The 11,475-nt window shown below is 72.9% G+C and carries 11 protein-coding genes; 8 read left to right on the top strand and 3 right to left on the bottom strand.

Going from position 1 to position 11,475, the window contains the following annotated elements; genetic code table 11:
- The first annotated feature begins 3 nt into the window (after nt 1-3).
- Nucleotides 4-1,320: an MFS transporter gene (locus ACGFNV_RS18360; protein ID WP_393623640.1), complete on the top strand. Its 1,317-nt coding sequence runs from the start codon at nt 4-6 to the stop codon at nt 1,318-1,320.
- A gap of 84 nt (nt 1,321-1,404) precedes the next feature.
- Here the strand turns inward: ACGFNV_RS18360 and ACGFNV_RS18355 are convergent, their stop codons facing one another.
- A complete protein-coding gene (locus ACGFNV_RS18355; protein ID WP_393623639.1) occupies nt 1,405-2,370 on the bottom strand; it encodes a LysR family transcriptional regulator in 966 nt (321 codons plus the stop codon).
- Nucleotides 2,371-2,491: 121 nt separating this feature from the next.
- Here ACGFNV_RS18355 and ACGFNV_RS18350 point away from each other — a divergent pair, with 121 nt between their 5' ends.
- From ACGFNV_RS18350 to ACGFNV_RS18320, 7 genes are all read left to right on the top strand, one after another.
- A complete protein-coding gene (locus ACGFNV_RS18350; RefSeq protein WP_393623637.1) occupies nt 2,492-3,475 on the top strand; it encodes a fumarylacetoacetate hydrolase family protein in 984 nt (327 codons plus the stop codon).
- The gene (locus ACGFNV_RS18345; protein WP_393623636.1) at nt 3,472-4,434 is read left to right on the top strand and encodes a cyclase family protein; all 963 of its coding nucleotides are present in this window, start codon (nt 3,472-3,474) and stop codon (nt 4,432-4,434) included. The genes ACGFNV_RS18350 and ACGFNV_RS18345 overlap by 4 nt, the downstream gene beginning before the upstream one ends.
- A 98-nt stretch (nt 4,435-4,532) precedes the next feature.
- A complete protein-coding gene (locus ACGFNV_RS18340) occupies nt 4,533-5,669 on the top strand; it encodes an FAD-dependent oxidoreductase (protein WP_393623634.1) in 1,137 nt (378 codons plus the stop codon).
- 14 nt (nt 5,670-5,683) lie between these two features.
- Nucleotides 5,684-6,679, top strand: a complete 996-nt coding sequence (locus ACGFNV_RS18335; RefSeq protein ID WP_393624061.1) for an amidohydrolase family protein — start codon at nt 5,684-5,686, stop codon at nt 6,677-6,679.
- 4 nt (nt 6,680-6,683) lie between these two features.
- On the top strand, nt 6,684-7,616 hold the full coding sequence (locus ACGFNV_RS18330; RefSeq protein ID WP_393623632.1) for a VOC family protein: 933 nt from the start codon (nt 6,684-6,686) through the stop codon (nt 7,614-7,616).
- 45 nt (nt 7,617-7,661) lie between these two features.
- Nucleotides 7,662-8,636: a fumarylacetoacetate hydrolase family protein gene (locus ACGFNV_RS18325; RefSeq protein WP_393623631.1), complete on the top strand. Its 975-nt coding sequence runs from the start codon at nt 7,662-7,664 to the stop codon at nt 8,634-8,636.
- Nucleotides 8,633-9,379, top strand: a complete 747-nt coding sequence (locus tag ACGFNV_RS18320; protein ID WP_393623629.1) for an SDR family NAD(P)-dependent oxidoreductase — start codon at nt 8,633-8,635, stop codon at nt 9,377-9,379. The genes ACGFNV_RS18325 and ACGFNV_RS18320 overlap by 4 nt, the downstream gene beginning before the upstream one ends.
- Here ACGFNV_RS18320 and ACGFNV_RS18315 read toward each other — a convergent pair.
- Nucleotides 9,327-10,577 carry an MFS transporter gene (locus tag ACGFNV_RS18315; RefSeq protein ID WP_393623628.1) on the bottom strand — a complete coding sequence of 417 codons (1,251 nt, stop codon included), beginning with the start codon at nt 10,575-10,577 and terminating at the stop codon, nt 9,327-9,329. The genes ACGFNV_RS18320 and ACGFNV_RS18315 overlap by 53 nt on opposite strands.
- 2 nt (nt 10,578-10,579) lie before the next feature.
- Nucleotides 10,580-11,473 carry a dihydrodipicolinate synthase family protein gene (locus ACGFNV_RS18310; protein ID WP_393623626.1) on the bottom strand — a complete coding sequence of 298 codons (894 nt, stop codon included), beginning with the start codon at nt 11,471-11,473 and terminating at the stop codon, nt 10,580-10,582.
- Between the last annotated feature and the right edge of the window lie 2 nt (nt 11,474-11,475).

Genomic DNA, 11,475 nt, shown 5'->3' with positions numbered 1-11,475 from the left:
GCCATGCCCGGTTCCCTGCTCCCGCCCACCTCCGTGGTGGACGACACCGACGAGACCACCGTGTCACCCGTCGCCGTGTCGGGCCCCGCCCATCTGCTGCGCGTGACCCTGCTGATGGCGGGCAGCTGTCTGCCGATCCTCGGGGCGGTGCTCATCGCCCCCGTGCTGCCGCGGATGCAGGACCACTTCGCGTCCACGCCGGGGGCCAAGGCGCTGGTTCCCCTCGCGCTGACCGTGCCCGCCCTGGCGCTGGCGCTGCTGGCCCCGTTCGCCGGGGTGATCGTGGACCGGCTGGGCCGCAAGCGCCTGCTGATCGTGGCGACCCTGCTGTACGCCGTGTTCGGCACGGCCCCGCTCTGGCTGGACTCGCTGGGCGCCATCATCGGCAGCCGCGTGCTGGTCGGCGTCACCGAGGCCGCCATCATGACGTGCTGCACGACGCTGATCGGCGACTACTACACCGGTCGACGGCGGGTGAAGTACCTCGCCCTGCAGACCATGTGCGCGTCCGCGTCCGCCACCGTCTTCTTCGTGCTCGGCGGCGCGGTCGGCGCGGCGGGCTGGCGGCTGCCCTTCTGGATCTACGCCGTGAGCCTCGCCCTCGCCCCGCTGATGGCCTCCGCGCTGCCCTCCCCGGCGGCGCTGCCCTCCCCGGCGGCCCGCGCGACCTCCGGCGACGCCCCGCAGCGGGCGGAGACGACGGAGGCGCCCTCGGTGCGGGACCGACGTCCGTTCCCCTGGCGGCAGTTGGCCGGTGTCTGCGCGCTCACGTTCTTCGGGGCGATGGTCTTCTACACGGTCCCGGTGGAGATGTCGTACCTGCTCGACGACCTCGGCGTGGCGAACACCGGTGTGATCGGGCTGGCCACGGCGGTCGCGAGTGCCGCCACCGTGGGCGGAGCGGTCGCCTTCGCCCGGCTGAAGCGTTCCCCGGACCCGATGCTGCCCGCCGTTCTCGCGGTCTGCGCGGCCGGTTTCGGGGTGATGTCCGTCGCGGGCAACGCGCCGCTGCTGGTCGTGGGAGCGGTGGTCAACTGCCTGGGCACGGGCATGCTGTTGCCCGCTCTCCTCACCAGCGCCATGTCCCGGCTGGCGTTCGAGGACCGCGGTCGTGGCACGGGCCTGTGGCTGGCGGCCTTCTTCGGCGGCGAGTTCGTCTGCCCGCTGGTGCTGCTCGCCGGGGAGTCGGTGGTCGGCGGCCTCGCCGGTGCGGTGGGCATGCTGGGGCTGGCCGCCGCTGTCGTGGCAGCGGCCCTGCATCTGACCCGGCGCCGCGTGGACGCCGCCGATCTCCGGGCGCTGCCGGAGCGGCCGGCCTGAGACGCGACACCGGGCGGGGCGGCGCACCGAGACCGGTGGGCCGCCCAGCCCGCCGTGCGTCCGGATGTGCGCTCGGCCCCGGGATCAGAACCGGACCTGCGCCGATCCCCCGCCCGGCGCCGGCGGCACCGCCCCCTCCGGCCCGTCGCCCGTCAGCGTCGCGCCGATCTCCGCGGCCTTCCGGCGCAGCCAGATGTGTGCCGCGTCCTGGGCGTGCACCGGGTGCCACCACATCGCCTCCCGCACCGGTACCGCCTCGAAGGGGCAGGGCAGGACGCGTACCGCCGCGGAGCGGACCGCCCCGCGGGCCAGGCGCTCCTGGATCATCGCCACCCGGCGGGTGCCCTCGACCATGTGGGGCAGCAGTTGGAAGGTCTGCACGGAGACCTCCACCCGGGGGCTGATGCCTATCATGCTGAGCTGGCGGGCGGCGGGGGCGTCGTAGGGGCGCTGGTAGACGGCCCAGGGCAGCCGGGCCAGTTGGCCGAGGGTGAGTTCGTCGCCGACCTCGGGGTTGTCGTCGGCGACCAGACACAGCCAGCGGTCCTGGTGGAGGTCGACGACGGGGAAGCCGTCGATGACGCCGTGCGGCATGAGCAGCCCGTCGACGGTGCTCAGCACGGTGGCGGTGTTCTCCACGACGGAGGGCGCCGGGTGCTGGAAGGTGAGCCGGATGCCGGGCGCCTCCTCGTGCAGCGCGCGGGCGAGCGCGGCGCCGAAGACAGCCGCGCCGTAGTCGGAGGCCAGCAGCGTGAACTCGCGGGTCTCCACGGCCGGGTCGAAGTCGGCCTGGCTGGAGAAGACGCGCTCCAGCAGGTCGCAGGCGGTGGCGCTGCGGTCGCGCAGGGCGGCGCCGAGCGGAGTCAGCTCGTAGGCGTTGCCGGTCCTGGCGAGCAATTCGTCGTCGAAATGGCGGCGCAGCCGGGACAGGGCCGCGCTCATGGCGGGCTGGCTCAGTCCGACGCGCTCGCCGGCCCGGGTGACGTTGCGCTCCTCCAGCAGAGCGCGCAGGGCTACGACGAGGTTCAGGTCGAGTCGGGAGAGGTTCACCGGGCACCGCCTAGCGGGTCGAAAGCCATCCATGCCGTGGATTCGGCGCATCCACAAGATTGATTTCCGTGATCTGCCGACGGGGGTCAGAGTAGTCCGCAACCCAGCGGGAGGAAATCTCATGGCAACGCTCGCGTCACCTGTCGGCCCGTTCGCGCTCGGCACGTTCTCCGCCCCGGGCGGGGGTGCGTTCCCCGGACTGCTGGCCGGTGACCGGGTCCTGGACCTGTCCCGGGCTCTGGCTTGGGCGCCGTCCGACGTGCGGGCCGTACTGGAGCGGTGGGCCGAGGCCCTCCCCGTCCTGCACTCCCTCGCGGACGACATTTCCCTCGACTGGCGGCCGCTGGAGGGCCTGCGGGTGCACGCGCCGATCGAACCCCGGCAGATCTTCCAGTCCGGCGCCAACTACCGGCAGCACGTGATCGACCTGGAGGTCGCCCACCGCTCCCCCGACGACCCCCGCACCGCCGAGGAGGCCCGGGCGGAGATCGCCGCGGTCATGGACCGCCGGGCCGCCGAGGACCTGCCGTACGTCTTCATCGGACTGCCGAGCGCGATCACGGGCCCGTACGACGACGTGGTCCTCCCCTCGTGGGCGCGGCAGCCCGACTGGGAGCTGGAGTTGGCCGCCGTGATCGGCAGGCCCGCCTTCCAGGTGCCGGTCGAGGAGGCCCTGGAGTACGTCGCCGGATACACCATCGCCAACGACCTCACCGACCGGGCCACCGTCTTCCGCCGGGACATGAAGGCCATCGGCACGGACTGGCTGCGCAGCAAGAACGCCCCCGGATTCACCCCGCTGGGGCCGTGGATCGTACCGGCCGGGTCGATCGCCGACCCGGGTGACCTGCGCGTCACGTTGAAGCTGAACGGCGAGACCATGCAGGACGAGTCCACCAAGGACATGCTCTTCGGGGTGGCGCGGCTGGTGTCGTACGCCTCGCGGACCTCCCGGCTCCTGCCCGGTGACCTGCTGCTGACCGGCAGCCCGGCCGGCAACGGCATGCACTGGGGACGGCTGCTGCGCGACGGCGACGTCATGGAGGGCTCGATCACCGGGCTCGGTGTGCAGCGCACCCGCTGTGTGGCGGAGGGAACGGCATGAGCCCGGACCGCCACGACCCGGAGGGCGCGATCGCCAAGGCCGCCAAGGCGTACTCCAACTGGGGACGTTGGGGCGAGGACGACGTGCTCGGCACCCTGAACCTCCTCGACGCGGCCAAACGGCGCGAGGGCGCGGCACTGGTCCGGCGCGGGGTCAGTTTCTCCCTCTCGCAGTCCTTCGACATGAACGGCCCGCAGAAGGGCTGGCGCCGGCGGACCAACCCGGTGCACACCATGCTGGACACCGGCACGGACGCGGCCCTCGGCAACCAGGGCTTCCCGCACGGCATCGGCGGCGCCGACGACGTGATCGCGATGCCGTTGCAGTGCTCCACCCAGTGGGACGGGCTCGGGCACATCTTCGACCACGGCAGGGCGTGGAACGGACGGGCGGCCGAGAAGGTCGTCACCTCCGAGGGCGACCTCGTCACCGGCATCGAGCACATGGCGCCGTATGTGGCGGGGCGGGGCGTGCTGCTGGACGTGGGCCGAGTCGTGGGTACCGAAGGCGAACTGCCGGACGGCTTCGCCATCACCGAGGAGCACCTGACCACGACCGCGGAGGCGCACGAGGTCGCCGTCGGCCGCGGGGACATCGTCCTCGTCCGCACCGGACAGCTCGCCCGCGCCCGGCGCCACGGCTGGGGCGACTACGCGGGCGGGCCGGCACCCGGGCTGTCCTTCACCACCGCAGGCTGGCTGCACGGCACCGAGATCGCCGCGATCGCCACGGACACCTGGGGCTTCGAGGTTCGGCCGAACGAATTCGAGCACGCCTTCCAGCCGCTGCACCAGGTGGTCATCCCCCACTTGGGCCTGCTGATCGGCGAGATGTGGGACCTCGACACCCTCGCCGCGGACTGCGCGGCGGACGGCGTCCACGAGTTCTGGCTGACCGCCGCTCCCCTCCCCATCACCGGCGCGGTCGGCTCCCCCGTCAACCCGATCGCCGTCAAGTAGCCCCTTGCCCTCTTTCTCGCCCCTTGCCCTCTTCTCGCCCCTGGCTCTCTTTCTCGCCGCCCGAAGCCGCGCGGCCCGTTCCCGGGAGGTATCCCGACATGACAGACAGACCCAGCCCCACCGTCCTCGTCATCGGCGGTGGCACCTCCGGAAACGCCCTGGCCGTGCTGCTGCGGCGAGCCGGGATCGCCGTCGACCTGGTGGAGACGAGCCCCGACTGGAAGGCCGCCGCGGGCGCCGGTATCACCCTGCAGGGCAACGCGCTGCGCGTCCTGCGCGAGGTGGGGGTCCTCTCGGAGATCGAGAAGCACGGGTTCGCCGCCGAGGGCCTCGCCATCCTCGCCCCCGACGGCACGGTGCTGCACACCCCGCACGAGCTGCGCACCGGCGGCGAGGACCTGCCCGCGCACATCGGCATGAGCCGCCCCGTGCTGCAGCAACTCCTCATCGACCAGGTGCGCGCCTCGGGCGCCGACGTCCGCCTCGGCACCACGGCCACCGCCTTCGAGGACGACGGGAAGGGCGTGGAGGTGACCTTCTCGGACGGTACCGGCCGCCGCTACGACCTGGTGGTCGGCGCCGACGGGCTGGGCTCCGCCACCCGCGCGATGATCGGCGTCACCGACAGACCCGAGCCGCTCGGCATGGGTATCTGGCGCGCACCGGCGCCCCGCCCGGCCGGTGTCCGCCGCACCGAGATGGTCTACGGCGGCCCCTGCTTCATCGCCGGCTACTGCCCCACCGGCGAGGACACGGTCTACGCGTACCTCGTCGAACGGGCCCGCGACCGGGGCTCGGTGGCCCCGGAGGCGTACGCCGACGAGATGCGGGCGCTCAGCGCGGGCTACGGCGGTGCCTGGGAGGAGATCCGCAGCGCGTTCACGGACCCCGAGGCCGTCAACTACACCTGCTTCGACCGGCACCTGGTGGAGGGCCCGTGGCACCGTGGCCGGGTCGTGCTCGTCGGGGACGCCGCCCACAGCTGCCCGCCCACCCTCGCCCAGGGCGCCGCCATGTCCCTCGAGGACGTCCAGGTCCTCGCCGAGCTGCTGACCGGCCGGGACAACTGGGACGAGCAGCTGCTCACCGACTACCACGCCCGCCGCATCCCCCGCGTCCGCCTGGTCGTCGACGCCTCCGTCCAGCTCGCCCGATGGCTGCTCGACGGGGTGCGCGACGCCGACGTACCCGGACTGATGAGCCGGACCATGACCGCCCTGAAGGAACTCCCGTGACCGGGCCCGTACCGATGGCGACACCGACGATCGACGTCCACGCCCACCTCCTGCTCCCGGAGGTCGAGGAGGCCGTGGCCGGTGCCGCGGGCCTCGCCGAGGCCCGTGACCTGGACGCGCGCCGCAACGGTCCGGCGGCCCTGGCCGTGAACGGCCCCATGGTCGGCGCCCGCGTGCCGAAGCTGACGGACGTCGCCGTGCGTCTGGCGGCCATGGACGCGCAGGGCGTGGACGTCCAGCTGGTCAGCCCGTCCCCGTCGCACTACCACTACTGGGCCGGGCCCCACCTGGCCGAGCGTGTATGCCGGTTGGCCAACGAGGGCACCGCCGCACACTGCGCCAAGGCCCCCGACCGGCTGCACGGCCTGGGCCTGGTCCCGCTCCAGCACCCCGATCTCGCGGTCGAGGCGCTCGACCACGCGCTGGAGCAGGGGCTGAGGGGGGTGGAGATCTCCTCCCACGCGCCGGGCCGCGAGCTGTCGGATCCGGCGTACGACCCCCTGTGGTCCCGGGCGGAGGAGACGGGAGCCCTCCTCCTCCTGCACCCCTTCGGCTGCACGCTCGACGAGCGCCTGGACCGGTGGTACCTGTCCAACACCGTCGGCCAGCCCACCGAGAACGCCGTCGCGCTCTCGCACCTGATCTTCTCCGGCGTCCTGGACCGCCATCCGGACCTGAAGCTGATCGCGGCCCACGGCGGCGGCTATCTGCCGACCCACCTCGGCCGCTCCGACCACGCCTGGCGGGCCCGCCCCGACGCCCGGGGCTGCGCCCGGGAGCCGAGCAGCTACCTCGGGCAGCTGTACTTCGACTCCCTCGTCCACGAACCCCACGTCCTGCGGGAGTTGATCCGGGTCGCGGGGGCCGACCGGGTCCTGCTGGGCTCCGACTTCCCCTTCGACATGGGCACCGAGGACCCGGTCGGCGCCCTGCGCTCCGCACGACTGGCCGACGCCGACTTCCACGCCGTACGGGGCGGCAACGCGGCCGCCCTCCTCCGGAAGGACTGACACCATGCGCCTGCTCACCCACCTCCGGCACGTCGACCTCGCCGTGCCCGACTACGACAAGCAACTCGACTTCTACGCCGGTGTCTGGGGCCTGACCAAGGTCGCCGAGGACGCGGGGATCTCCTTCCTCGCCGCCGAGGGCAGCCCGGAGCAGTACGTGATCCGGCTGCGTAAGGCGGACGAGAAGCGCCTCGACCTGGTCTCCTACGGTGCCGCGAGCGCGGCCGACGTCGACACCCTCGCCGAGCGACTCCTCGCCGGAGGGGTGGAGTTGATCTGCCAGCCGGGCAAGGTGGACACCCCCGGCGGCGGCTACGGCTTCCGCTTCTTCGACGTCGACGGCCGCACCATCGAGGTCTCCGCGGACGTGGACGTGCGGCAGCACCGCAGGATCGAGGAGAAGGAGTCGATCCCGGTCAAGCTGTCGCACGTCGTGCTCAACTCGCCGGACCTCGACAAGACCCGTGCGTGGTACGAGCGTCACCTCGGCTTCCGCCTCTCCGACACGCTCAGCTCCCCGCACATGGGCGAGGTCATGCACTTCATGCGGATCAGCAACCAGCACCACTCGATGGCCATCGCCAAGGGCCCGCACACCTCGCTGCACCACGTCTCCTTCGAGATGCGCGGCCTCGACGAGTACATGCGCGGCTCCGGCCGCGTGATGCGGGCCGGCTTCAAGAAGGTCTGGGGCCCGGGCCGGCACATGGCGGGCGACAACACCTTCACGTACTTCCTCGACCCGCACGGCAACACCGTGGAGTACACGACGGAGTTGGAGCTCCTCGACGAGGACACCTGGCACCCGCACGTGTACGACTTCTCCCGGCCCGAGGTCACCGACCAGTGGGGCACGGCGAACCCGATGAACGAACTCATCGCCAAGGAGTCCTTCAACGACCCCGACCGGGGCTGCTTCGTGGCCCCGCCGGTCTGACCCCCGGCCTCGCCCGCCCACCCTTCCGCCGACAGGACCCCTGCCATGCGTTTCGCCACATACGAGTACCGCGACCGACGCCAGGTGGCCGTCGTCGAAGAGGACGGCACGCTCTCCCCCCTGCCCGGTGTCAACTCCCTCACCGGACTGCTCGCCGGGGGCGGTGGCCTGCCCGAACTGCTCGCCGCGGGTTCCGCGACGCTCGACGTCCCGGCCACCGGCCCCCAAGTCTCGGAGGTCCGTCTGCTGGCGCCGCTCCAGCCGCCCACCGTGCGCGACTTCGTCACTTTCGAGGAACACGTCGAGGGCGTACGGCGGTCCGTGGACGGGGCCGCCGGTGTGCCCGAGCAGTGGTACGCGGCCCCGACGTTCTACTTCACCAACCCGTACGCCGTGTACGGCCCGGGCGACGACGTCCCCGTGCCGCCCGGGTCGAGCGTGCTCGACTTCGAGCTCGAGGTCGCCGCCGTGATCGGCACCGAGGGCCGCGACCTCACCCCGGAGCAGGCCCGCGACCACATCGTCGGCTACACGGTGTTCAACGACTGGTCGGCGCGTGACCTCCAGTCCGCCGAGATGCGGGTGGGCCTCGGCCCGTGCAAGGGCAAGGACACGGCCACCACTCTGGGCCCCTACCTGGTCACCGCGGACGAGCTGGAGCCCTTCCGCGACGAGGACGGTTTCCTGCGGCTCGGGCTCACCGCCTCGGTGAACGGCGAGGTCGTCGGCAAGGACCTGCTGTCCAACATGAGCTGGACGTTCGAGGAGATGGTCGCCTACGCCTCACGCGGCACCTGGGTGCGCCCGGGTGACGTCCTCGGCTCCGGCACCTGTGGCAACGGCGGCTGTCTCGCCGAGCTGTGGGGCGTACGGGGCACCCAGGACCCGCCGCCGTTGCGGCCCGGCGACACGGTGACGCTCACCGTGGAGGGCATCGGCAGCGTCTCCAACACCGTGGTGAGCGGCCCCGATCCGGTGCCGGTCCCCTCGGCCCGGCGTCGCTCCCGGGAGCGGCCGTGACCGGCCTCCGCGCCGAGCGGCTCCTGGGCAGGGTCGTCGTCGTCACGGGCGCGGCCGGCGGCCAGGGCGCCGCCCAGGCGGAGGCACTGGCCCGCGAGGGCGCCCGCGTGATCGCCACCGACGTGACGGAGGCACCCGGCTGCCGCCGCCTCGACGTCGCCAGTGAGCGGGACTGGGCGGAACTCGCCGCCGACCTGGGCGAGGCGTACGGGCAGGTGCACGGCCTCGTCAACAACGCGGGCGTCACCTGGCGGGCCCGCATCGACGACGTACGTCCCGAGGACATGGCCCGGGTCCACGCGGTCAATGTCACCGGACCGCTGCTGGGCATCCAGCACCTGTTGCCGCTGATGCGTCCGGGGGCGTCGATCGTGAACGTCGGCTCCTCGGCGGCGCTGACCGCCCACTACCCGGTCGCGTACACGACCAGCAAGTGGGCGCTGCGTGGCCTGTCGAAGACCGCCGCCCTGGAACTGGGGCCGCGTGGCGTCCGCGTCAACACCGTCCACCCCGGCTTCATCGAGACCGCGATGACCGCCTCCGCCGCACCCGCGTTCCGCGAGGCCAACCTCCGCGAGACCCCGCTCGGCCGCACCGGCACCGTGGACGAGGTCGCCCCGCTCGTGGTGTTCCTGCTGTCCGACGAGGCGTCGTTCATCACCGGAGCGGAGATCCCGGTCGACGGCGGCCTCACCGCGCACGGGGGCGCGAAGTCGATCTCGGACGCCCTGCGACCACCGTGATCGCCGTGATCGCGGCGATGCCGAGGAGCAGCGGCAGACGTACGTCCAGGCCCGTGAGAGACCCGGCGAGAGCGGTACCCGCTGATCCTGACGTGATCTTCAAGGCCGCCACCCAGATGAAGACCTGACCGCGCGCCTCCGCGGGCGCGTACTCGGTGCGGGCGGCGAGCGTGGCGGCGAAGAAGAGGGCGTTGAGAATGCCGGTCAGACCGTACGCCGCCACGGACAGGGCGAAGACCTGGCTCGCGGCGACCAGGCCGAGGCCGACGACGACTCCCAGGGCGAGGCGGCGCATGAGGCGGTCGGGGTCGCCGTTGAGCGGGGAGACCATCAGCACCGCGGAGCCGGCGAGGTTGCCGAGGCCGTAGGCGGCGGTCAGCACCGCCGCGGTGGCGGGGTCGACACCCAGGATCTTGGTCATGTGCACCGCGGTGATGGGCAGTGCGGCGACGCTGAGCGCGACGATCATGGTCAGGCAGACCGTGCGCCGCAGTCGGCCGGTACGGGCCATCAGGGCCAGGGTGGGTCCCGGCTTGAGGATCGCGGCCCTGTCCCCGCCGTGGGCGGGAGGCGCGTGGGGCAGGAGGAGCACACACCCTGCCGCCACCCCGGCCCCTCCCGCCAGCGCGAGGGCCGCGGCGGAGGGCGAGACCCCGCCCGACAGCGCCGCCACCAGGGACGGACCGACGGTTCCGCCGATGCCGTACGTGGCCACGTCCCACCCCTGCGCCCGGCGCTGGGTGCGCAGACGGGGTCCGACGATGGCGGGCAGCCGGCTGCTGATGCCGCCGGTCAGCAAGGGGCCGCAGGTGCCGGCCACGGCCAGCAGCAGCCCGGTCACCGGAGCGGGCACACGGTCGTACGTCAGGACGCCCGCGGTCAGCGCGAGGGCGTACAGCAGGCAGGCCACCGCGATGACCTTGCGTCCGTCGCGCGCGAGATCCAGCGGGCGGGCGACGAAGGGGCCGAGCAAGTGCGGCGCGGTGACGCACGCGCCCAGCACCCCCGCGAGCGTCCCCGAGCCGCCCGACGCGGTGACGAGCAGGACGACGGCGACGACCGCACCCCCGTCGGCGGTACGGGCCAGGGCCGCGGCGACGACGTAGCGCGGCAGGCCCCCCTTGCGGCCGACGGGAGAGGGCGCCCCGCTCTCGGTGTTCGCTCCGGGCGCCCTGAGTCTGCGGTTGACGGCGCGCATGCTCAGGCGGTGAGACCGAGGGCGGTCAGCGCGTCGACGACGTCCTGACGTGCGGTCTCGTCCAGCCCGCGCAGGGGACGCGGCAGATTGGGCTCCCCCGCGAGGCCGAGGTGGGACGCGGCGGCGGACATGACGCGCAGGCCGCCGTGGCGGCGGAACAGGGCCCACAGCGGCTCGAGTTCGTCGGACAGTTCCGTCGCCCGGCCCGCGTCACCGGCCTGCGCGGCGCGGGTGAGGGCGAGGGCGGTCCGCGGGAACATTCCGCCGAGGACCGAGTACCAGGCGTCGCACCCTGCGTTCAGGCCGCGGGCGGCGGTCCAGTCGCCGCTCACACCGATGGTCACCGTTTCCGGGACCAGTGCCCGCAGCGCGTCGACGCGGGCCCTGGCCTGCGCCGGGCCCTCGGACAGCGGGGGGATCTTGATGGAGCCGATGTTCGGCAACTGGGCGATCCGGCCGTGCAGTTCGTCGGTGAAGTCGACATGCGTGGTGCGGGGGTTGTCGTACACGCACAGCGGCACGGACAGCTCGCGGGTGACCTCCTCGTACAGCCCGAAAACCTCGTCCTCGGTGAGCGCCTGATACGTCATCGGGGCGAGCAGCACTCCGGAGGCCCCGGCCTGCTGGGCGTCCTCGACCAGCGCGAGGACGTGCGAGGTGCGCAGCGCGCCGACACCGACCAGGACGGGCACGCCGTCGGCGGCCTCGACCGCGATCTTGACGGCGTGGGCGCGCTGCTCCCGGGTGAGGTAGGCGTAGCCGCCGGTGGAGCCGAGCGCGCCTATGGAATCCACCCCGGCGGCCGCGAGGCGGGCGACGAGGGCGGCGAACGCCTTGTCGTCGATGCCGTGCTCGTCGGTGGGGGTGAGGGGGAAGGCGCTCAGACCACGGAACATGA

The sequence above is a fragment of the Streptomyces sp. NPDC048751 genome (assembly GCF_043198595.1).
Classification (GTDB): domain Bacteria; phylum Actinomycetota; class Actinomycetes; order Streptomycetales; family Streptomycetaceae; genus Streptomyces.
Note: the sequence above shows the minus strand (reverse complement) of the source record. Positions and strands in the feature narration are given on the sequence as shown.

Excerpts from the sequence above, each read along its gene's own strand:
- ACGFNV_RS18345 (WP_393623636.1), top strand. The coding sequence starts at position 3,472 with ATGAGCCCGGACCGCCACGACCCGGAGGGCGCGATCGCCAAGGCCGCC.
- ACGFNV_RS18315 (WP_393623628.1), bottom strand. The coding sequence starts at position 10,577 with ATGCGCGCCGTCAACCGCAGACTCAGGGCGCCCGGAGCGAACACCGAG.
- ACGFNV_RS18340 (WP_393623634.1), top strand. The coding sequence starts at position 4,533 with ATGACAGACAGACCCAGCCCCACCGTCCTCGTCATCGGCGGTGGCACC.
- ACGFNV_RS18330 (WP_393623632.1), top strand. The coding sequence starts at position 6,684 with ATGCGCCTGCTCACCCACCTCCGGCACGTCGACCTCGCCGTGCCCGAC.
- ACGFNV_RS18360 (WP_393623640.1), top strand. The coding sequence starts at position 4 with ATGCCCGGTTCCCTGCTCCCGCCCACCTCCGTGGTGGACGACACCGAC.
- ACGFNV_RS18335 (WP_393624061.1), top strand. The coding sequence starts at position 5,684 with ATGGCGACACCGACGATCGACGTCCACGCCCACCTCCTGCTCCCGGAG.
- ACGFNV_RS18350 (WP_393623637.1), top strand. The coding sequence starts at position 2,492 with ATGGCAACGCTCGCGTCACCTGTCGGCCCGTTCGCGCTCGGCACGTTC.
- ACGFNV_RS18310 (WP_393623626.1), bottom strand. The coding sequence starts at position 11,473 with ATGTTCCGTGGTCTGAGCGCCTTCCCCCTCACCCCCACCGACGAGCAC.
- ACGFNV_RS18325 (WP_393623631.1), top strand. The coding sequence starts at position 7,662 with ATGCGTTTCGCCACATACGAGTACCGCGACCGACGCCAGGTGGCCGTC.